We start from the raw sequence: 20,403 nt of genomic DNA on the forward strand, positions 1-20,403 counted from the left end.
ACGACGCAGAGCGGGGCTTTCCTGTGAGGCGCCGCGTTTCCAATTCGTTTCATTCTGTTTCATGAATGGTGGATTCCGGTGCCGCCGCAAGCGAACCGTCAGCGAGGAGAACCACCATGAGACGTGCCCTCGGCGCGTCGGCCGTCACGGCCGCCGCACTCTGCCTGACCTGCCTGCCGGCCACCGCGTCGCCGGCCCACACACCCTCGCCGCACACCGCTGCGCAGGCGCAGGTGTGGGTGACCTCGGCCGACGGCGCCGAGCACATGCAGCGGCGGACGCCGGTCGCCTTCCACGCCGGCGGGTCCGACCGGACCACGATCACCGTCGACCCGACCCGGAGCTACCAGCGGATGGACGGTTTCGGCGGCGCGCTCACCGACTCCTCGGCCGCGGTGCTGAGCAGACTGCCGGCCAAGGACCGGGACGCCGCGATGCGGCAGCTCTTCGACCCGGAGCAGGGCATCGGCGTGAGTTTCCTGCGTCAGCCGGTCGGCTCCTCCGACTTCACGGCTTCGCCCGAGCACTACACGTACGACGACATGCCCGCAGGACAGACCGACTTCGCGCTCAGGCACTTCAGCATCGCCCACGACGAGCAGCAGGTGCTTCCCCTGCTCCGCCAGGCCAGGAAGCTGAATCCGCAGCTGACCGTGATGGCCACGCCGTGGAGTCCGCCAGCGTGGATGAAGGACAATGGTTCGCTCGTGGGAGGCCATCTCAAGGACGATCCGGCCGTCTACCGGGCCTATGCCCGCTACCTGGTGAAATTCGTGCAGGCCTACGCCGACGCGGGCGTGCCCATCGACTATCTGACCGTGCAGAACGAGCCGCAGAACCGCGCCCCCAGCGCCTATCCCGGCACCGACATGCCCGTCCGGCAGGAGGCGCGGATCATCGAGGCTCTCGGCCCGCTGCTGCACCGGGCCAGCCCACGCACCAAGATCCTCGCGTACGACCACAACTGGAGCACCCACCCGGACGACATCGCCACCGCCGAGCGGCTCGGCGAGGATCCGGAGACCGACTACCCGTACCAGCTCCTGGACGACCCCGCAGCCAAGTGGATCGCGGGGACCGCCTACCACTGCTACTCCGGGGACCCCAGCGCGCAGACCGCGCTGCACGACGCACATCCGGACAAGGGCATCTGGTTCACCGAGTGCTCGGGCTCGCACGGCGCCGCCGACACACCCGCCCAGTTCTTCCGCTCCACCCTCACCTGGCACGCCCGCACGATCACGGTCGGCACCACGCGCAACTGGGCCAGGTCCGTCGCCGACTGGAATCTCGTACTGGAGGCCGACGGCGGTCCGCACAACGGCGGCTGCGACACCTGCACCGCACTGCTCACCGTGCAGGACGACGGCACCGTGACGCCCAACGCCGAGCTGTTCACCATCGGCCATCTGTCGAAGTTCGTGAAGCCCGGAGCCACCCGCATCGCCAGCACCAACTACGGCACCACGGGCTGGAACGGGCAGCTGACCGATGTCGCCTTCCGCAATCCGGACGGATCCACCGCACTGGTCGTCCACAACGAGAACGATGCCCCCCGGTCCTTCACGGTGGCCGTCGGCGACCGGTCGTTCGACTACACCCTGCCGGGCGGAGCGCTGGCGACGTTCACCTGGCCGAAGTCGGCGACGCCCCGCGGTCTGCTGCATGCGGTGCCGCTGGACGACGCCACCGCCACGGCACAGCCCGCCGGTGAGGGCGCGGCCCGGCTCGCCGCCGACGCCGACGGGTCCACCCGCTGGAGCGCCGGTACGGCGCAGGCCCCGGGGCAGTACGTTCAGCTCGACCTCGCCCGGCGCACCACGTTCCGCCGGGTCGCTATCGACAGCGGGGACAACCTCGGCGACTACGCGCGCGGCTGGCAGCTGTCGGTCAGCGACGACGGCAAGCGCTGGCGGACCGTGGGCAGCGGTACGGGCACCGGCCAGCTCACCACCGTCGACCTGCCGCGCACCAGCGCCCGCTTCCTCCGCGTGACGCAGACGGGCACCTCCGACAGCTGGTGGAGCCTCGCGGACGTGCGCCTGTACCGCTGATCCGGAGACCTCAGGTTCCGCAGCAGCCGCCGGCCGGGGACTCCCCCGCCACTTCGGCGGGCCGGCCGGAGCGACGCCGGCGATCTGCACCAGCGCCGGGGCGGGAGCGGCGCAGCAGCCAACGTCGTCGGCCTGGCCTGCGGCGGAGTCGTCGAAGAGTCCGGCGCCGCCGCAGACCCCGGCCTCGGGGAGGGTGAGTTCGACGCGGTCGGCGGCTTCGGTGTCACCGGCGAGGGCGGCCGTGCCGGAGCGGACCTGCTCGTGACCGGTCATGGCGAGGAAGGCCGGGGCACGGCCGTAGGACTTCATGCCGACCAGGTGGAAGCCCGGCTCGGGGTGGGCCAGTTCGCGGTGGCCGTGCGGGTAGACGGTGCCGCAGAAGTGCCGGTTCTCCGCACCTGATGGTGCGCCGATGCCCCGCCCGCAGCACGTGCGGGCGGGGCATCGGCGCAAAGTCAGCCCTCCCGCCCCACCGTGACGGGCGACGCGAACCTGTTGCGCCAGGCCAGTGCGACGTACACCAGCCCGATCAGTACCGGGACCTCGATCAGCGGGCCGACGACACCCGACAGCGCCTGGCCGGAGGTGACGCCGAAGGTGGCGACGGCGACGGCGATGGCCAGCTCGAAGTTGTTGCCCGCCGCGGTGAACGCCAGCGTCGCGGTGCGGTCGTAGGCCAGCCCGAGGGCCTTGCCGAGCGCGAACGTTCCGAAGAACATGATCGCGAAGTACACGAGGAGCGGCAGCGAGATGCGTACGACGTCCAGCGGCTGCGAGGTGATGGTCTTCCCCTGGAGTGCGAAGAGGATCACGATCGTGAAGAGCAGCCCGTACAGGGCCCAGGGACCGATCCTCGGCAGGAACGTCGCCTCGTACGACTCGCGGCCCATCTTCTTCTCGCCGATGCGGCGGGTGAGGAAGCCGGCGAGCAGCGGGATGCCCAGGAAGACGACGACGTTCAGCGCGATGTGCCAGACGGGTACGTCGAGGCCCTGTCCGTCCCCGAGGCCCAGCCACCGCGGCAGCAGGTCCAGGTAGAACCAGCCCAGCACGCCGAACGCGATCACCTGGAAGACCGAGTTCAGCGCGACGAGGACGGCCGCGGCTTCGCGGTCGCCGCAGGCGAGGTCGTTCCAGATGATGACCATGGCGATACAGCGTGCGAGGCCGACGACGATCAGGCCGGTGCGGTACTCGGGCAGGTCGGGCAGGAAGATCCACGCCAGGGCGAACATCACGGCCGGACCGATGATCCAGTTGATGACCAGCGAGGACACCATCAGCTTCCGGTCGCCGGTGACGGCGTCGAGCCTGTCGTAGCGGACCTTGGCCAGCACCGGATACATCATGACCAGCAGGCCGAGCGCGATCGGCAGCGAGATGCCGCCGACCTCGATCTTCGCCAGGGCGTCGCCCATCCCGGGAACGAGGCGCCCCAGGCCGAGGCCGACAGCCATGGCCAGCAGGATCCACACCGCGAGAAAGCGGTCGAGGGTGGAGAGCTTCCGGACGACGGACCCGTCCGCGGCAGGCCGGACCGGCGGGGCGGCGGACTCGGTGGAGGTCACGGACAGACCCTCTTCCTCGCGTCGGCGGTCCTGGCCGACTCGGCGAGCGCCGCGAACTGCGCGGAGAGCCCGGCGAGGACGTCGGGGCGCAGCTTGTAGTAGGTGAAGCGGCCGCATGGCTCGGTCTCCACCACACCGGCCTCCCGCAGCACCTTCATATGGTTCGAGAGGTTGGTCTGCTTCGCGCCGGTCTCCTCGACCAGGTGCGTCGTGCAGAGCGTCTCACGCGCCAGCAGGGTCACGATCCGGAGGCGGAGCGGGTCGCCCAGCACCCGCATCAGATCAGCATCGACTGAAGTCAGCATGCACTGATACTGTCACATCACCGCCCACTGATACCAGCTGGGACTGATTCATCGACGGCTGGTTCCGTCATGCGACGAGGGAGCACGATCACCATGACCGAGCCCGGCGGCAAGCCGTCCGTCCTGTTCGTCTGCGTGCACAACGCGGGCCGGTCCCAGATGGCCGCGGCCTGGCTGGCCCATCTGGCCGGGGACCGTGTCGAGGTCCGGTCCGCCGGCTCGGCGCCTGGCGCCCACGTCAACCCCGCCGCCGTCCAGGCGATGGCGGAGGCCGGGATCGACATCTCCGCCGAGACCCCGAAGGTCCTGACGGCCGACGCGGTCCGGGAGTCGGACGTGTGCGTCACCATGGGCTGCGGCGACACCTGCCCCGTCTTCCCCGGCAAGCGCTACCTCGACTGGAAACTGGACGACCCGGCCGGCTTGGGGATCGAGGCCGTGCGCACCGTCCGCGACGAGATCAGGGCGCTCGTCGAGAGCCTCGTCGAGGAGATCGCCCCGGACACCGGAGCCTGACGGCCCGTCCCTCAGGCCGCGCCCTTCTTGGCCGCGCCGAGGATCTTCACCACGGTGTGGAAGAAGCGCGTCGTCGCGTCGTGGCCCAGGACGCGCTCCTGGAAGCCCTTCGCAGCGGGCGCCTTGCTGTTGATCAGATACCAGACGACGAAGGCGTCGTACCCGGTGCTGCCGATGATCTCCATGTCCTTCTTCGGAGAGAGCATCGGCAAAGAGAGCTCCGGATCGATCCGCTCGGTCGTGAACACCACGCAGCAGCGCAGGTCGTCGGTGATCGTGACGTCCTTGAACGGGTCGAGCGCGATCAGCGCCTCCAGTTCCGGCACCGTACGCAGACAGACCGCGACCTCGTAGCCGAGCTCCCGTTCGAGGTGCTCACCGATCCGGGCGGCGAGCACGGCCCGGTCCGACTCGTCGGACTCGAAGAAGACGTTGCCGCTCTGGATGTAGCTGCGTACGGAGTCGAACCCCATGTCCGTGAACAGACGGCGCAGATACTCCATCTTCACCGAGCGGCCCGGCACGTTCATCCCGCGCAGGAACGCGATGTACAGCAAATCAGATCACCTGTCCGCAAGGAGAAGTACGCAAGAGGAGGGGAGCCACAACCGGCGTCCGACAGAGTAGCCCGTGGGCCGCCGGCCGGGCGGACAGCAGGTCCGCGCGTTCCGGCGGATTCGCGGCCGGGTCACGCGGCATCCCCCAACGGCCGCTCGGCGGGCGAGGACTGCGCGATCCCGGTCACCGTGCCCACCAGCGCGATGCAGAGCACGGCGATGCCGACGACGACGAAGACCGCGGTGACCCCGAGGCCCGCCGCGGCCGCCGTGGCAGCGGCCGCACCCAGTGGGCCCAGGGCCGAGTGGATGGTCCAGAACGTGGAGGTGACCCGTCCCAGCAGCCGGCTCGGCGTCACCTCCTGACGCAGTGACATGGAGGAAATGCCGGCGACACCGGTGCACATGACGTTGACCGTCATCAGGACGGCGATCACCGGCACGCTCCGCGAGAGCCCCATACAGGCGACGGCCACCCCGGCCAGCGCGAAGGCCGTGATCCAGCTCGCCCCGAACCCCATCCGCGCACGGACCCGGGCGACCACGGCGGAGGCGATGAACGTGCCGACCGTGCCGGCCGCCAGCACATAGCCGACCGTGGTGTCGCGGTGGCCGAGATCGTGCTTCAGCAGATAGATGACGAGGTCCGTCATCCCGTAGGTGAGGAAGGTCAGCAGGGACAGCAGCACGGTCAGCGGCCGGAGCACCGGATGCGCCCAGAGGAACCGCGCACCCGCCAGGAACTCCCGCCGCACCGAGCCCCGTCCGGCCCTGTCCGAGTCGACGCGCGGAGTCGTACGGATCCTGACGAACAGCACGCCGATGGCGGAGACCGCGAAGGTGACGGAATCGATGCCGATGGCCGCGGCCGGACCGGCGGCCGCGGCGACGAAGCCCGCGAGTGCCGGGCCGGCGACTCCGGCGACGGCGAAGGTGGCGAAGAGATGCCCGTTGGCTCTCGCGATCTGGTCCGGCGCCACGATGGCCGGGACCACGGTCACGTAGGTGACCTGGAAGAGCATGGAGAAGACGCCCACGACCGGCACGATGGTGTAGACGAGCCAGATCGGCGTCGCGAACAACCAGACCAGCGGGATGAGTGCGTAGAGCAGAGAGCGGGCACCGTCACTGATCATCAGGAGCCGCCTGCGGTCGAACCGGTCCGCGATCACACCGGCGAACACACCCGTGACGATCGACGCGACTCCCGTGAGGCCGGTGACGACCCCCATCTGGACCACCGACCCCGTGCTGTGCAGCACCAGGAGCGGAATCGCCACGTACGAGAACGAGTCGCCGAGGGCGGACAGGGCCTGGATCACCAGGAACATGCGGTAGGCGGGGTTCCTCCTGAGTGAGAGGGGAACGGGTTCACCCGCCGCCGTCGTCGGCTCCTTCTGCGACGGTTCACCTGCACCCACTGCGTACCCTCCTCGGTGGCCCGGCCTCGACGTTATGTGCCAGGGTGCTGGCGGGGCCCGTCATTTTCCGGCCGCACCGGGGACATCGCGAGCGAGCGGACACCTACGGTTCTTCGCACGGGACCTCCGGCGTCCTACGGTGGTGGTCCAGCGTCGACAGCCTTCCTGGGAGATTCCGTTGCGCATGCTGATCAACGTCCCTGAATCCGTGGTCGCCGACGGGTTGCGCGGCATGGCCGCCGCCCATCCCGAACTGACCGTTGACGTCGAGAACCGTGTCGTCGTACGACGCGACGCCCCCGTGGCCGGGAAGGTAGCCCTGGTCTCCGGCGGCGGGTCCGGGCACGAGCCGCTCCATGCCGGGTTCGTCGGCCCCGGCATGCTGTCGGCCGCGTGCCCGGGTGAGGTGTTCACGTCCCCCGTGCCGGATCAGATGGTGCGGGCCGCCGCCGCCGTCGACAGTGGCGCGGGCGTGCTGTTCGTCGTGAAGAACTACACCGGTGACGTCCTCAACTTCGAGATGGCCGCCGAACTCGCCGACGAGGAAGGGGTGCGGGTTGCCCAGGTCCTCGTCAACGACGACGTGGCGGTGACCGACAGCCTCTTCACGGCGGGGCGACGGGGCACGGGCGCGACGCTGTTCGTCGAGAAGATCGCCGGGGCGGCGGCAGAGGAGGGGGCACCGCTGGACCGGGTGGCGGCCCTCGCGCGCCAGGTCAACGACGCGTCGCGGAGTTTCGGGGTCGCACTGACCTCGGTCACCACACCCGCCAAGGGCTCCCCCACCTTCGATCTGCCACCCGGCGAACTCGAACTCGGCGTGGGGATCCACGGAGAGCCGGGACGGGAGCGGCGCCCGATGATGACCTCGCGGGAGATCGCCGACTTCGCGGTGGACGCGGTGCTGGAGGATCTGCGGCCGCAGGGGCCGGTCATCGCGCTCGTCAACGGGATGGGGGCGACACCGCTGCTGGAGCTCTACGGATTCAACGCCGAGGTCCAGCGGGTGCTCTCCGAGCGCGGAGTGGTGGTGGCCCGTACGCTCGTGGGGAACTACGTGACCTCGCTCGACATGGCGGGCTGTTCGGTGACGCTCTGTCAGGTGGACGAGGAGCTGGTACGGCTCTGGGACGCTCCGGTGCAGACTCCCGCGCTGCGCTGGGGCCGCTGACCCGCGTGTCCGCCGCGCGGGCATGCCGTTTCGTTCGACGTACCGAGGAGAGCATGTGCTCGACGCAGATTTCTTCCACCGCTGGATGACCGCGACCGCCGCCTCGGTCGACCGTGAGGCGGCGCATCTGACCGAACTCGACTCCGCGATCGGGGACGCCGACCACGGCAGCAATCTCCAGCGCGGTTTCACCGCGGTCTCGGTCGCCCTGGACAAGGAGCCGCCGCAGACACCGGGGGGCGTACTGATGCTTGCCGGGCGGCAGTTGATCTCGACCGTCGGCGGGGCATCGGGGCCGCTGTACGGGACGTTGCTGCGGCGCACGGGCAAGGAACTGGGTGATGAATCCGCTGTCAGCGCCGAGGAGCTGGCGCGGGCGCTCGGGGCGGGCGTGGCGGCGGTAGCCCAACTGGGCGGTGCGCAGGCCGGTGACAAGACGATGCTCGATGCGCTGCTGCCGGCGGCCGAGGCGCTCGGAACGTCCTTCGAGGCGGGACGGGACGCGGCCCGGGCGGGCGCACTGGCGACCGTTCCCCTGCAGGCGCGCAAGGGCCGCGCGAGCTATCTGGGTGAGCGGAGTATCGGGCATCAGGATCCGGGGGCGACGTCGGCCGCGCTGCTGATCGCCGCGCTCTCGGAGACCGCCGCCGAAACTGGAGGTGGCGCGTGAGCGCGGACAGGCAGGTCGGGATCGTGCTGGTGTCGCACAGCGGTCCGGTGGCCGAGGCGGTCGCCGAACTGGCGAGGGGACTCGCGGCAGGCGGGGCGACGGCACCGGTGGCCGCGGCCGGCGGTACGCCCGCCGGCGGGCTCGGGACAGCGCGGAACTCATCGCCGAGGCGGCCCGGTCCGTCGACGGCGGTGCGGGGGTCGCGGTGCTCGTCGACCTGGGCAGCGCGGTGCTCACGGTGAAGGCGATGGTGGCCGAGGGCGACGAGCTCCCGGACGGGGCACGCCTGGTGGACGCGCCCTTCGTGGAGGGTGCGGTGGCCGCCGTGGTCACGGCGTCGGCCGGCGGCGACCTCGACGCGGTGGCGGCCGCGGCCTCGGAGGCGTACGACTACCGCAAGGTGTAGCGGCCAGTCGTCCGTACGGTGCCGGGCCTGGCGCCCACACTTGACGGCATGGCACCCCACACGCCCCCCGGACGCAGCGCCGGTCTCCTCCTGTTCCGCCGCCGCGGCACGGGCTTCGAACTCCTCATCGGGCACATGGGCGGCCCGTTCTGGGCGCGCCGGGAGAGTGCGGCGTGGTCGGTCCCCAAGGGCGAGTACGGCCCCGAGGAGGGAGCGGAGGCTGCGGCACGACGGGAGTTCGAGGAGGAGTTCGGCCACCCGGTGCCGGCCGGCGTATGGGTGCCGCTGGGCGAGTCGCGTCAGGCAGGCGGCAAGACCGTGACGGTGTGGGCCGTGGAGGCCGACCTCGATCCGGCCACGGCGGTTCCGGGGACGTTCACCATGGAGTGGCCGCGGGGGTCCGGAGTGCAGCGGGAGTTCCCGGAGATCGACCGGTTCGCCTGGTGCGCGCCGGAGGTAGCGGCCGAGCGGCTCGTCAAGGGGCAGCGGGTCTTCGTGGACCGGCTGCATGATCGTCTGTCGGGCGGGCAGGGCGGCCCTGCCGCGCACGACGACGGGGCCTGAGCCCGTATCCGCCCCGTCGTCGTGCGTCGCCGTGTCAGGTGCGGGCGACGGGCCTGCCGGCGTGGAGCTCCAGCCGGTCGCCGGTGAAGCGGCCTCGGAAGCTGCGGTCGTGCGAGACGACCACGATGGCTCCCTCGTATGCCGCCAGAGCCGCTTCCAGTTCCTCCACCAGGGCCAGGGCGATGTGGTTGGTCGGTTCGTCCAGCACCAGCAGATCGGCGGGACGGGTGACCAGCCGGGCCAGCGCCAGTCTGCGCTGCTGTCCGACGGAGAGCGCGGCGACCGGGACGGACAGGTCCTCCGGGCGGAAGAGGCCGAGCGCGAGGAGCATGTCGGTGTACTCGTCGGCGTGACCGGGCCGTCCGGCCGCGAAGGTGTCCAGCAGGGTGCGGCGGGTGGGCCGGGCGGGGAGTTCCTGCGGGAGATAGCCGATCCGGGCCCGGCGGCGCACGGTGCCCGATTCGGGGGCGAGGTCGCCCGCCAGAACCCTCAGGAGGGTCGACTTTCCGGCCCCGTTCGCCCCGGTGACCAGCAGGCGCTGCCCGCTGTACACGCGCAGCGCCGGCATGCTCAGCCGGTCGCCCACCGAGACGGCCGCGAGTTCCACGAGTGGCCCCGACTCCCGGTGGCCGTCGGTGGCCAGGGTCAGTCCGGGGGAGAAACGCAACGGCTGGGGAGGAGCCGGAACGGGCGCCCTGCGCAGCCCTTCCAACCGCGTTCTGGCAGCTCTGACCTGACCGGACAGCTTCGCCTCGTGCGAGCGGCGGTGCTTGCCCCAGCCCTCCCCCGGGTCCTTTCCGGTGGCGGCGAGCCGCTGGCCCGCGGCGTTCACGAGCTCTTCGGTGCGGGCCAGGTCGTCCAGCCACTCCTGGTGGTCCTGCGCCCAGCGGCGGCGTGCCGCGGCCTTCGCCGTGCGGTAGCCGTCCCAGCCGTCCCCGTACCGGACGACGCTGCGCAGATCGCGGTCGACCTCGACGATGACGGTGGTGGTCCGTTCCAGGAAGGCACGGTCGTGGGTGATCACGACGAGGGTGCCCCGGTGGGCGCGCAGATGGTCCTCCAGCCAGGTGGTGGCCCGGAGGTCGAGGTGGTTGGTCGGCTCGTCGAGGAGCAGCAGTTCGGGTCCTGACGCCAGCACGCAGGCGAGCGCGAGCCTGGACTGTTCGCCCCCGGAGAGGCTGCCGAGCGTGCGCTCCCTGGTGATCTGCACGAGTCCGAGGCCGTGCAGTGCGGCGTCGACCCGGGCATCGGCCTGGTATCCGCCGCGCTCCTCGTACTCCGTCAGCAGGTCTCCGTACACGGCCAGTTGTGCGTCGTCGACGCCTCCGGGCGCGGCAAGTGCCTCTTCGACGGCGCGGATCCGCCGCTCCAGTGCGCGCAGTCCGGCGAGGGCGGCGTCGACGGCGTCCTGGACGGTGCGGGCGGGGTCGAGGGCGTGCGTCTGGGTGAGGTAGCCGGTGCCACCGTGGAAGCGGACGGTGATCTCGCCGCTGTCCGGCGTCTCGGCACCGGCGATCAGCCGCAGGAGCGTGGACTTCCCGGATCCGTTCTCGCCGATGACACCGACGTGGTCGCCGGGGCGGACTGTGAGTGACACCTGGTCGAGGACTGCTCGGTCTCCGTAGGCCTTGGAGACGTCTTTCATGGTCAGCTGGGCGCGGTCGTACGGGAGGGGCATGGTTGCTTTTTCCCTGGGGGGTACATGCCTCGGCGGCCCATGGCAGGGCGCGGCGGGCGGGGCTTCCGGACGGTCCGAGGGGAGGGCGGCACGCGGCGCGGCCTGGCGTCAGGAGGTGACGGCTCGGCGTCGCGCGGTGGCGTCCCTGCCCGGAATCAGCGGAAGAAGTAGTACGAGCCCATGAGGGCAGTGTAGCCGGGGCACTGCGCCGGCTGTCAGATCTTTTCCTGGGGGGCGACTTCCTGAGGGCGACAGTGGAGCCCTGCTGTGGACCGTTGCCTACGGGTGCTCGTCCTGCGCGATCTCGATGCTGCTGTGCAGGCCGTACGTGGCATCGAGAGCGGCTGCACCCGACACCGCCAGGCAGGCCGGCAGGGTCGCGGCGGCGACCCTGCCGACGCGTGGGCGCGCTGCGGCCCGGCCGAGCAGAGCGGCGACGATCCGCGCGCGAGGCGGGTGGCGACATGGAGCCGCCAGCAGATGCTGCCCCTTCACTCCCCCGGCAGGCGGATGACTGCGAGCCCGCCGTCGAGGTCGACGGTGGTGCGGTGGGGCGGGGCGCCGTCCTCCTCGTCGTCGCGCAGCAGCAGGGCGCTCTGACGTTCCTTGAGCTCGCTCTGCTTGCCGGGTGAGAACGTCGCGTGCAGCTGCTCGAATCCGGTCGCCGAGATCTGGCCCTGCCGGGCACTGTTGCGCCACGGCAGCAGACCGGCCCGCCCCGCGCGGAGCAACAGCTGGTCCAGGAAGGCGACGACGGTCAGACCGATCACCAGTACGGGCAGCGTCATCAGGGCAGCGAATTCCATGCGGGGAGTATCCGTCCGAAGTGGTGCGGTGTGCATCAGCCGGGGGCATGACGATGCGGGCCGGCGCACAGTGCGACGGCCCGCAGGGTCGTGAGGGCGGGGCCTGGCCCGGTCAGCCGTTGGGGAGGATGACCGCTCGGCCGTTGATCCTGCCGTCGTGCAGCCGCTCGTACGCCAGCGGCGCCTCGTCCAGCGAGTACGTCTCGACGTGGACCTTCACCGCGCCCGCGTGGGCCAGGTCGAGCACCTCGGCAAGCTCGGAGCGGGATCCCCAGTACGGGGCGGTCACCGTCGTGCTGAACGGCAGTGAGCCGAAGCCGACCGGCAGTGCTCCGCCGCCGATGCCGACGATCGTGACGTCGGAGTCGATCGCGGCCGCGGCACCGGCCGTGGCGACGGTCGGCGGCGCTCCGACGAAGTCGAGGACGACCTGGGCGCCGATACCGCCGGTCAGTTCGCGGATCCGGTCCGCGGCGTGCTGGTCGGACAGGACGGTCTCGTGCGCCCCGACCGTGCGGGCCAGGGCGAGCTTGTCCTCCGTGACGTCGAGGGCGATGACCCGGACGGCCGTCATGGCGCGCAGCAGTTGGATGGCTACGTGGCCGAGACCGCCGGTGCCGATGACGACGGCGGTCGCCCCGGGCACCAGCTTCGGCAGGGAGCGCTTGATCGCGTGGTACGGGGTGAGGCCGGCGTCGGTGAGCGGCACGGCCTGCACCGGGTCGAGGTCGCCGAGGGGTACCAGGTGGCGCGGGTCGTCGACGATCATGTACTCGGCCATGGCGCCGGGCGATCCCAGTCCGGGCGGGTTGATGCCGAGTTCCTTGGCGCGCAGGCAGTAGTTCTCCTTGCCCTCTGCGCACTTGATGCACGTACCGCAGCCCCAGGGGCCGTAGACCGCGACGGACTCGCCGACCGAGAGCCCGCCGACGCCGTCGCCGAGTCCGGCGACGGTGCCGACACCCTCATGGCCGAGGGTCAGCGGCAGCGGGTAGGGGAACTGGTCCGCGGGCCAGCTCATCACCGCGATGTCCGAGTGACAGACGCCTGCGGCGGTGACCTTCAGCAGCACCTGCCCGGGGCCGGGTTCCGGGTCGGGAATGGTGACGACCTCGGGTGCGGCTCCGACTTCGCGGTACTGAACGGCTTTCATGGGGTCCTCCTTGACCTCTGCTGCTCTATTTCTCGCCCCCCTGTCCCCCGTCCGCCAGTCAGGCGGCGGAGTAGCCGCCGTCCACCAGGTGGTAGCTGCCGTGGATGAAGGACGCGCGGTCGGAGAGCAGGAAGGCGGCGAGCTCCGCCACTTCCTCCGCCGTGCCGAGGCGTCCCGCCGGGTGCAGCGAGATCAGGTGGTCGCGGGCAGGTCCATCGGTGTTGCGAAGCAGCGGGGTGTCGATGAAGCCGGGGCCCACGGCGTTGACGCGGACGTTCTGCGCTGCGTACTCGAGGGCGGCCGTCTTGGTGAGGCCGACGACTCCGTGCTTGGCGGCGACGTACGCGGGCGAGCCGGCGAAACCGTTGGTGCCGAGGATCGACGACATGTTGACGACGGCGCCGCCGCCCGCGGCGACGATGGCCGGGAGCTCGTAGCGCATCGAGTAGAAGACGCCGCTCAGGTTGGTGGCGACGACCCGGTTCCAGTCCTCGACGGCGTAGTCGCCGGTCGGGTTGCTCGGGCCGCCGATGCCGGCGTTGTTCACGGCGAGGTGCAGGGCGCCGAAGGTGTCGACGGCGAACCGCACGCCGGCTTCCACGGAGGCCGGGTCGGTGACGTCCATGGCCACCGCGGCGGCCTTGGCGCCGGTTCCCTCCAGGGCGGCAACCGCCTTGCGGGCACTTTCCTCGTCGTAGTCGGCCACGACGACGGACGCGCCGGCGGCGGCCAGCCGGTGCACGAGGGCGAGGCCGATGCCGGAGGCGCCTCCGGTGACGAGGGCGGTGCGGCCGGTGAATTCCTGGTCGGCGGGGGTGGGGGTGGTGCTCATGGTGTTCCGTTTCCTTCCGTGGTGCTGTGTGACGCCGGTCCGGCCGGAGGCTGCGTGAGCAGTTCTCCCGCAAGGGCGTCGAATGCCTGCTCGACGAGTCGGGGCAACTCGTCGGGGCAGCCTCCGCGCACCCACGCCGCCTGGGCGGCGAGGAGCGCGCCGGCTCCGGCGGCGACCGTGACGGCGGGGCGGATGTCCTGCCGCGGGTCGACGCCGAGCCGCTCGGCGACGATGGCGACCGAGTCCTCCTGGGCGTCCACCCGGATGTGGTGGAACGCCGCGTAGAGGGTCGGTTCCTGCTCGGCGAGGACCAGCAGCTCGAAGATCCTCGGGCGGCGGTGCCAGGCCTCCGCCTCGGGGTCCGCCAGCCAGTCCAGAACGGCCCGGCGGTACGCGGTGAGCGGGCGCTCACCGGCGGGTCGGGCCCGCAGGGCGTCGTTGATCCGGTCGCCGTCACCCCGGACCGAGTCCAGGACGGCGGCTTCCTTGCTCGTGAAGTACCGGCTGAACGTGCGCCGGTCGACGTCCGCGCGTTCCGCGATCTCCTCGACCGTCACGTCCCTCAGACCCCGGTCGAGCACGAGCTCGAACGCGGCCTGGGCCAGTGTGTCCCGGGTCCGGCGCGCCTTGCGGCTCCGCCTCTCCGGGGTCTTCCGTTCCCGGTTCATAACTGCACCGTACACCCAAAAATGTCCCGGCGCGACACAAGTCTCTCCGGGACATAAATGGTCCGCCTCGGTGCCTGCGGCGCCCGATGCGGCCGCGGTACGCGGCATGGCCCTACCGCCCGCTGAACGCCTCCGCAGCCCGCATCGCGCCATGGCCCGTAGGCGCGGGCCGGCAGGAGGTGCCTGACGGCGTCCGCCGCACTGCGAGCACCGCGATGTCGTCGCGCCGCACACCGCCGGAGAACTCCTCCAGGTCGCGATGGAGTGCGTCGAGCAGCTCCCGGGGGGCCAGATGCGCCCAGCGGCCCAGCCGCGTGTCCAGCGGGTAGAAGGTTCCGGCGGCGGCACGGGCCTCGGTCACTCCGTCGGTGAACATCAGCAGCGTCGCACCGGTCGGGAAGTTCAGCTGTTCGGTGACACGCGCCTCGCTGCTGAGCTCCGCCATACCCAGCGGAACCGACGTACGGCGCAGCGGGACGGGGCAGGCCACGTTCTCGTGCAGCAACCGGGGCGGCAGATGGCCGCAGTTGACGGCCTGGACACTCCCGTCGCCGTCGAAACCGAGCACCAGCGCGGTGACGAAGCGCTCGATCTCGCCGGTCTGGGCGGAGAAGGCGTTGTGCCGGGCGACCGCGTCCTCCAGGGCGTCGACGACCCCGGTCAGGGAGGGCTCGCGGATGGCGGCCTCACGGAACGCACCGAGGACGGCGAAGCCCGCCCCGATCGCGGCGAGCCCCTTGCCCTGGACGTCACCGATGATCACCCGGGTTCCGTAGGGCGACTGGACGACCTCGTAGATGTCACCGCCGACCAGTCGGTCCTCCTCGATCGGCGCATAGGTGCCGTGGGCGACGACCTGGTCGGTCACGATGGGCAGCGGGCGCAGGATCTGACGCTGGAGCGCGACGGCCGCGGAGCGCAGCCGGGCTATCTCGGTGGCATGACGGATGCGCAGCGCGCAGGCACCGACGCCGAGGAAACAGGCGAGCACCGTGAAGACGACACTGCTGGTGATGTCCCAGAACGTCCCACCGGTCACCAGCCGCGAGGTGACGGCCACCACCATGATCCACGAGGCCACGCCCACAGTCTGCCGGATCGTCCCGAAGACCGAGACGAGTGCGGGCACGACGACCAGCAGCGGCACGATACGCAGATCGTCGCCGGACCCCATGTCGAGGAGGACGATCGCGGCGGTCAGCAGAGCCAGACCGCCGAACAGCGCCCCGTTGCCGACCCTGGGCGCCCGGACGGCCGCCTCGCCCGCCTCCGTACCCGTGAGCGCTGTTCCACGCGTCGTCGACAGGTGCTGAAGCCCGATCGTCACGGCCGTCTCCTCCCGGGGCCTGCCGGCCCGGCGCCGGCGTTCCGTACCAGTGCACCCGAGCAGCGACGGGCGGCACACGAGGCTTACGGCCTCACACACCGCGCCGAAGGTCCCGGAAACAGCCACGGCCGGTGCCTTCGGCCCGCCTGCCGGGGGCCGAAGGCACCGGCCCGGCGGCCCCGGGCCCTGCGGTCAGCGGGTGGCCGCCTCACGTGCGTCGCCCCGGACGGTTCCCGGCACGCGTATCGGCGGGTTGTCCGGGACGACTGCAGAGAGGAACGGCGTACGGCGGCGGAGTGCGAAGCCCAGTGATTCGTAGAGCCGGACAGCGTTGGTGTTGGAGGCGGCGGCGTGCAGGAACGGAGTCTCGCCGCGCTCCCGGATCTCGTGCGCGACGGCCCGCACGAGTCCGCCCGCGAGCCCCTGTCCACGTACCGACTCGTCCGTGCAGACGCCGCTGATCTCGCTCCAGCCGGGCGGGTGCATGCGCTCGCCGGCCATGGCGACGAGGACCCCGTCACGCCGCACACCGAGGTAGGTGCCGAGCTCGACCGTGCGGGGCTCGAAGGGGCCGGGCCGAGTGCGTCGGACCAGTTCCAGCATCTCCGGCACATCGGCGGGGCCGAGCCGGACGGCCTCCGGATACGGGGCCGCCTCGACTCCCACGTCGACGAGCTGCACGCCCTCGGCGTGGAAGAAAACCTCCCAGTCGTCCGGCGGCGGCTCGCGGAAGGCGGTGATCGTGACGGCACCACCGGGTCCGGCGAGCGCTGCGACATCGGCCCAGTCAGCGGCCTGCGGCCTGTCCGGAAGGGCGACCCAGGGAGTGACCTCCGGCGGATAGCGCAGGATGCGGCCGCGGCGCTCGGCGAAGTGGGCGTGCGGCCCCCTCAGCGAGGCGCCCACCGGGTCGTCGAGGGGGTGCACACCACCGGCGGGGATCCCGGGCCCGGTCATGCGGTCACCTCGATCACGGACTTCCCGAGGGCGTGGCCGTCCTCCACCGCGCGAAGCGCCTCGCCCGCCCCGGCGAGCGGGAAGGTCCGGGTGACATGCGTGCGCAGGACGCCGGCGACGACGAGGTCCGCCACCGCGTCGAGCACCGCGGCGGTGCGGGCCCGTTCGACGGGCGCCCCGCCGAGCTCGGCCGCGAGCTGCTTGCCGCCGGCGCTGATCAGCTTGGCGGGGTCGTCGAGCAACGTGGCTGCCTCGCGCAGCGTGTCGCCGCCGACCAGGTCGAAGACCGCGTCGATCCCGTCGGGTGCCGCTGCCCGTACCCGGTCGGCGAGTCCGGCGCCGGACGCGACGTGCACCGCACCGAGCGACTCGACGAAGTCCTTCTTGGCCGCGCTCGCCGCGCCGATGACATGGACACCCGCGTGCCGTGCGATCTGAAGGGCGGCGGTTCCCACACCGCCCCCGGCTCCGGTGACCAGGAGTGTGGCACCCGGGGCGAGGCCGAGCTGCTGCACTCCGTCGTACGCGGTGGCCGCCGCGACCGGCAGCACGGCCGCGTCGGTGAACGAGAGCCCGGCCGGCTTGTGTGCGGTCACCGCGACGGGCAGCAGAGTGTGCTCGGCATACCCCCCGGTCACCGGGTTGCCGAAGACCTCGTCCCCGACGGCGAAGCCCTCGACTCCCGGGCCGACCGCCTCGACGACACCCGCGGCCTCGCTGCCGAGGACGGTGGGAAACGGCTGCGGCTCACTGCCGGGCCTGCTGTATCCCGTGCGCAGTTTCCAGTCCACCGGATTGACCCCGGCCACCCGGACGGCGACGAGGAGTTCCCCGGGACCGGGCACCGGCCTGTCCCGGTCGACGAGGGCCTCCACCTCAGGCCCGCCGTTTCGGGTGAACACGTACGCCTTGGACATCGGCTCCCTCTCTGATCACAGCACAGGCACCCGGGCCGGGCGCCGGTTGCCCCAGCAGCAGGAAGTCCTGCCGCCGCGCACGTATTCCCCCGGGGCCGGAGCGTTCACCGGGCCGCAATGTTCCGGTGCGGAGCGATGAGGCCCCGGGCGGAGTCAGCCGGCTGTCGGGCGCAGCACCAGAGTCACGAAGCCCCACGTCTCCCGGTACACCCGCAGCCACTCGGTGCGGCGGGTCGCCGCGGTCTCCAGCACCTCCGCGCTCTCCGGGTCGGCCGGGTGGTCCAGGGCCCAGGAGGCCAGCGAACCCCAGCAGGACCACTCGTAGTCGTCCAGTTCACCGCGCGAGCTGACGTGTCCGTGCACGGGCGTCCATCCGTCGGCGGCGACCCGGTCCAGGGTGGTCGCGAGGTCGGCGAAGTCGCCGAGCATCTCGACGGCCTCCGGCGTCGGCTCGCGTTCCCAGAAGCCGTCACCGATCAGGACGCGGCCGCCGGGAGCCAGGTGCCTGCGGGCTGCCGCGAGGGTCGGCAGCAGTCCGCCGAACACGTGCGCGGCCCCGACGCTGAGCACGAGGTCGAACGGGTCCGCGGAGGCGAATGCGGCGCCGTCCTGGTGGTGCAGTACCAGGCGCTCGCGCACGCCGAGGCGGTCCGCCGCCTCAGCGGCCTCCCGGAGAGAGCCCTCCGAGATGTCGACGCCTTCGGCCCGCAGGCCCGAATGGCCGCTCAGGGCACGCAGCAGCCACTCCCCTCCACCGCAGCCCAGGTCGAGCGCTCTCGCATCGCCGCGCGGGACGGCATGGTCCAGGAGCTTCCTCACCGAGCCGTCGTCGAGCGGCGCCTTGATCGGGTGGCCGGCATGGGCGAGGGCGGAGATCTGGTCACGGTTCACCGGCGCAGCCTCTCAGCGTCACCGGCCGGTACGCACGTCATTTTCGGTGCCGTCCCGATCGCCGGGCACCCGTACCCGACCCCGCCGATCGCCCGCCGGCAGGGAATCCACCCATCGAGAACCAGCCGCACCTTTTACCCCCTTGCGCCGCATAGATCCTCACCAATCGTCCACTCCTTGGACGGTTATTAGCCACCCTTTGACGCCCCCAAAGCGTTCGGCTACTGTCCACGCCCAGTTGGGCAGTTTCAGTGGACAAAGTGAGATGGGTGGTTCCCGATGACCTCGGAACCGGGTGGCAACCTCAGCCGACGCCGACTGCTGCGCCTCGCCGGCGCCGGTATGGGCGTCCTCGCCGCGTCCGGTGTGCTCGCCGCGTGTGCGCCCCCTCCCGCGAAGGACCCCGGTGACAGCGCGGCGGGCTCGGGGAGCGGTGCGCAGGGCGCGGACGTGCCGATCAGCACGCTCACCCTCGCCCTGCCCTCCTCCCTCTCCAGCCTTGACGTGGGCCGTGAGTCCGGCGTCCTCAACTACCTGGTCGCGGTGCTGGCCCAGGAGTCCCTGCTCGCGGTCGACCCGTCCGGGAAGCTGGGTCCCGGACTGGCGTCGTCCTGGAAGCAGCCCGACGCCAGGACGTATGTGTACACACTGCGCCGCGGTGTCACGTTCACCGACGGCACCCCGTTCACGGCGGACGACGTGGTGGCGTCCATCGACGCGATCCGGGACCCCAAGAACGGCTCCGCCCTCGGTTACGCGTACGCAGGCGTCGAGTCCGTGAAGTCCACCGGCGACCATGAGGTCACCATCCGGCTGAAGGCGCCGGACGCCATGTTCGCCTGGACGACGACCGCCGGCGGACTCCTCGTCAGCAGTCGCGCCTTCCTCACCCGGAACAGGGGAAGGATCGGCACGGCGAAGACGCTGCTGCTCGGCACCGGCCCGTACCGGATCACCGAGTTCGCGGCCGACGACCATGTCCTGCTGGAACGCAACGACGCCTGGTGGGGGGAGAAGCCCGCCGTCCGGAAGCTGAAGCTCTCCTTCGTCCCCGACGCGGGTACGCGGCTGGTCGCGATGAAGTCCGGTGCGGTGGACGGCGCCCTGGGCCTCGCATCGGACGAGGCCCGCGGCTGGGAGTCGAGCGCGCGCGTCACGTACACCGGCGACCGCTCCGTGGTGTCGCTGGCCTTCGACACCGCCGAGGCACCCTTCGACGACGGGCACGTCCGCCGTGCCATCGCCCACGCGACGGACCGCGAGGGCATGGTGAAGGGCATCCTGCACGGCCGGGCCGAGGTCGCCGACGCGCTGCCCTCCCGCGAGATGTGGGGCGATCTGATGCCGGCGGACGAGGTCCGCTCGGGCTACGACGCGATCCCCGCCCTGGCCTTCGACCTGGACGCCGCGCGGGCCGAACTGGCCAGGTCCTCGGCGAAGGGCGGCTTCACGACCGAACTGCACTACCCCAACAGCGGTCCTCAGCTGGGCAAGGCGGCGCTCGCGCTCGCCTCTTCGCTCAAGAAGATCGGCATCACGCTGAACGTCAAGGAGATCACCCTGGAGCAGTGGGTGGCGGAGCTCGGCTCCGGCAAGCAGCCGCTGCAGTTCCTGTGGTACTTCCCCGTCACCGGCGACCCGGCCGAACTGGCCGACCCGTACCTCAACGCGGCAGCGACCGCGACGGACATCGCGCACTACGACAACAGCACGGTCAACACCGCGCTGGACACGGCGAAGTCCGCCACGGACAAGGATGTCCGCGCCCGGGAGCTGATGAAGGCCGTGCAGACGGCCGGCACAGATCTGCCGTACCTGCCGCTGTGGTGGGCGCAGACCGCGTCCGCGTTCTCCAAGGAGTTCGTGCTGCTTGACCAGGGGCCGTTCGCGTTCATCGGACCGTGGGCGACCCGTATCCGCAGGTCTGCCTGACCAGTCCCGC

Annotated in this window: 20 protein-coding genes and 2 pseudogenes; 7 read left to right on the plus strand and 15 right to left on the minus strand. The window is 71.3% G+C overall.

The window, feature by feature from the left end; all coding sequences use genetic code 11:
* Positions 1-116 precede the first annotated feature (116 nt).
* Complete coding sequence (locus SH922_RS02305) at positions 117-2,054, plus strand: discoidin domain-containing protein (protein ID WP_393054042.1); 1,938 nt, start codon at positions 117-119, stop codon at positions 2,052-2,054.
* Positions 2,055-2,064: 10 nt separating this feature from the next.
* On the opposite strand, the pseudogene SH922_RS02310 reads toward SH922_RS02305, so the two are convergent.
* The 3 genes and pseudogenes from SH922_RS02310 to SH922_RS02320 form a co-directional block, all read right to left on the minus strand.
* A pseudogene (locus SH922_RS02310) lies at positions 2,065-2,462 on the minus strand (flavoprotein); the annotation flags it as partial.
* Positions 2,463-2,509: 47 nt separating this feature from the next.
* Positions 2,510-3,622, minus strand: a complete 1,113-nt coding sequence (gene arsB, locus SH922_RS02315; protein WP_393054045.1) for an ACR3 family arsenite efflux transporter — start codon at positions 3,620-3,622, stop codon at positions 2,510-2,512.
* Positions 3,619-3,927 (minus strand): ArsR/SmtB family transcription factor, encoded by a 309-nt coding sequence (locus SH922_RS02320; protein WP_393054048.1) that lies wholly within the window; start codon positions 3,925-3,927, stop codon positions 3,619-3,621. Before SH922_RS02320 ends, arsB begins: the two co-directional genes overlap by 4 nt.
* Positions 3,928-4,020: 93 nt before the next feature.
* On the opposite strand from SH922_RS02320, the gene SH922_RS02325 reads away from it, so the two are divergent.
* A complete protein-coding gene (locus SH922_RS02325) occupies positions 4,021-4,443 on the plus strand; it encodes an arsenate reductase ArsC (protein WP_393054051.1) in 423 nt (140 codons plus the stop codon).
* An 11-nt stretch (positions 4,444-4,454) separates the two neighbouring features.
* Here the strand turns inward: SH922_RS02325 and SH922_RS02330 are convergent, their stop codons facing one another.
* Positions 4,455-5,000: a DUF1697 domain-containing protein gene (locus SH922_RS02330; RefSeq protein WP_393054053.1), complete on the minus strand. Its 546-nt coding sequence runs from the start codon at positions 4,998-5,000 to the stop codon at positions 4,455-4,457.
* Positions 5,001-5,131: 131 nt separating this feature from the next.
* Positions 5,132-6,421 carry an MFS transporter gene (locus tag SH922_RS02335; RefSeq protein WP_393054056.1) on the minus strand — a complete coding sequence of 430 codons (1,290 nt, stop codon included), beginning with the start codon at positions 6,419-6,421 and terminating at the stop codon, positions 5,132-5,134.
* A gap of 178 nt (positions 6,422-6,599) precedes the next feature.
* Between SH922_RS02335 and dhaK the strand changes: the two genes are divergently transcribed.
* From dhaK to SH922_RS02355, 4 genes and pseudogenes are all read left to right on the plus strand, one after another.
* On the plus strand, positions 6,600-7,592 hold the full coding sequence (gene dhaK, locus SH922_RS02340; RefSeq protein WP_393054059.1) for a dihydroxyacetone kinase subunit DhaK: 993 nt from the start codon (positions 6,600-6,602) through the stop codon (positions 7,590-7,592).
* A 55-nt stretch (positions 7,593-7,647) separates the two neighbouring features.
* Complete coding sequence (gene dhaL / locus SH922_RS02345; protein ID WP_393054062.1) at positions 7,648-8,262, plus strand: dihydroxyacetone kinase subunit DhaL; 615 nt, start codon at positions 7,648-7,650, stop codon at positions 8,260-8,262.
* Positions 8,259-8,668, plus strand: a pseudogene (locus SH922_RS02350) (PTS-dependent dihydroxyacetone kinase phosphotransferase subunit DhaM). The gene dhaL and the pseudogene SH922_RS02350 overlap by 4 nt, the downstream one beginning before the upstream one ends.
* A gap of 48 nt (positions 8,669-8,716) precedes the next feature.
* Positions 8,717-9,232 carry an NUDIX domain-containing protein gene (locus SH922_RS02355; protein ID WP_393054065.1) on the plus strand — a complete coding sequence of 172 codons (516 nt, stop codon included), beginning with the start codon at positions 8,717-8,719 and terminating at the stop codon, positions 9,230-9,232.
* A gap of 34 nt (positions 9,233-9,266) precedes the next feature.
* Here the strand turns inward: SH922_RS02355 and abc-f are convergent, their stop codons facing one another.
* From abc-f to SH922_RS02405, 10 genes are all read right to left on the minus strand, one after another.
* Positions 9,267-10,910, minus strand: coding sequence for a ribosomal protection-like ABC-F family protein (gene abc-f / locus SH922_RS02360; RefSeq protein ID WP_393054068.1), 1,644 nt, complete (start codon positions 10,908-10,910; stop codon positions 9,267-9,269).
* A gap of 279 nt (positions 10,911-11,189) precedes the next feature.
* Positions 11,190-11,405, minus strand: coding sequence for a hypothetical protein (locus SH922_RS02365; RefSeq protein WP_393054071.1), 216 nt, complete (start codon positions 11,403-11,405; stop codon positions 11,190-11,192).
* Complete coding sequence (locus SH922_RS02370; protein ID WP_393054074.1) at positions 11,402-11,716, minus strand: DUF6191 domain-containing protein; 315 nt, start codon at positions 11,714-11,716, stop codon at positions 11,402-11,404. The genes SH922_RS02365 and SH922_RS02370 overlap by 4 nt, the downstream gene beginning before the upstream one ends.
* Positions 11,717-11,828: 112 nt before the next feature.
* Positions 11,829-12,869 (minus strand): NAD(P)-dependent alcohol dehydrogenase, encoded by a 1,041-nt coding sequence (locus tag SH922_RS02375; protein WP_393054077.1) that lies wholly within the window; start codon positions 12,867-12,869, stop codon positions 11,829-11,831.
* Between the two features lie 58 nt (positions 12,870-12,927).
* Positions 12,928-13,701 (minus strand): SDR family NAD(P)-dependent oxidoreductase, encoded by a 774-nt coding sequence (locus tag SH922_RS02380; RefSeq protein WP_393054080.1) that lies wholly within the window; start codon positions 13,699-13,701, stop codon positions 12,928-12,930.
* Positions 13,698-14,369, minus strand: a complete 672-nt coding sequence (locus tag SH922_RS02385) for a TetR family transcriptional regulator (protein ID WP_393054082.1) — start codon at positions 14,367-14,369, stop codon at positions 13,698-13,700. Before SH922_RS02385 ends, SH922_RS02380 begins: the two co-directional genes overlap by 4 nt.
* Before the next feature lie 112 nt (positions 14,370-14,481).
* Complete coding sequence (locus SH922_RS02390; protein WP_393054085.1) at positions 14,482-15,696, minus strand: PP2C family protein-serine/threonine phosphatase; 1,215 nt, start codon at positions 15,694-15,696, stop codon at positions 14,482-14,484.
* 192 nt (positions 15,697-15,888) lie between these two features.
* Positions 15,889-16,653, minus strand: a complete 765-nt coding sequence (locus SH922_RS02395; RefSeq protein ID WP_393054088.1) for a GNAT family N-acetyltransferase — start codon at positions 16,651-16,653, stop codon at positions 15,889-15,891.
* Entirely contained in the window at positions 16,650-17,570 is a 921-nt protein-coding gene (locus tag SH922_RS02400) for an NADP-dependent oxidoreductase (RefSeq protein WP_393054091.1), read from the minus strand. The genes SH922_RS02395 and SH922_RS02400 overlap by 4 nt, the downstream gene beginning before the upstream one ends.
* Before the next feature lie 153 nt (positions 17,571-17,723).
* Complete coding sequence (locus tag SH922_RS02405) at positions 17,724-18,461, minus strand: SAM-dependent methyltransferase (RefSeq protein WP_393054094.1); 738 nt, start codon at positions 18,459-18,461, stop codon at positions 17,724-17,726.
* A gap of 279 nt (positions 18,462-18,740) precedes the next feature.
* Here SH922_RS02405 and SH922_RS02410 point away from each other — a divergent pair, with 279 nt between their 5' ends.
* A complete protein-coding gene (locus tag SH922_RS02410) occupies positions 18,741-20,393 on the plus strand; it encodes an ABC transporter substrate-binding protein (protein WP_393054097.1) in 1,653 nt (550 codons plus the stop codon).
* The last annotated feature ends 10 nt before the right edge of the window (positions 20,394-20,403 follow it).

Origin of the sequence: Streptomyces sp. LN549, from assembly GCF_043203805.1 — a bacterium.
In the GTDB taxonomy this organism is placed as follows: domain Bacteria; phylum Actinomycetota; class Actinomycetes; order Streptomycetales; family Streptomycetaceae; genus Streptomyces.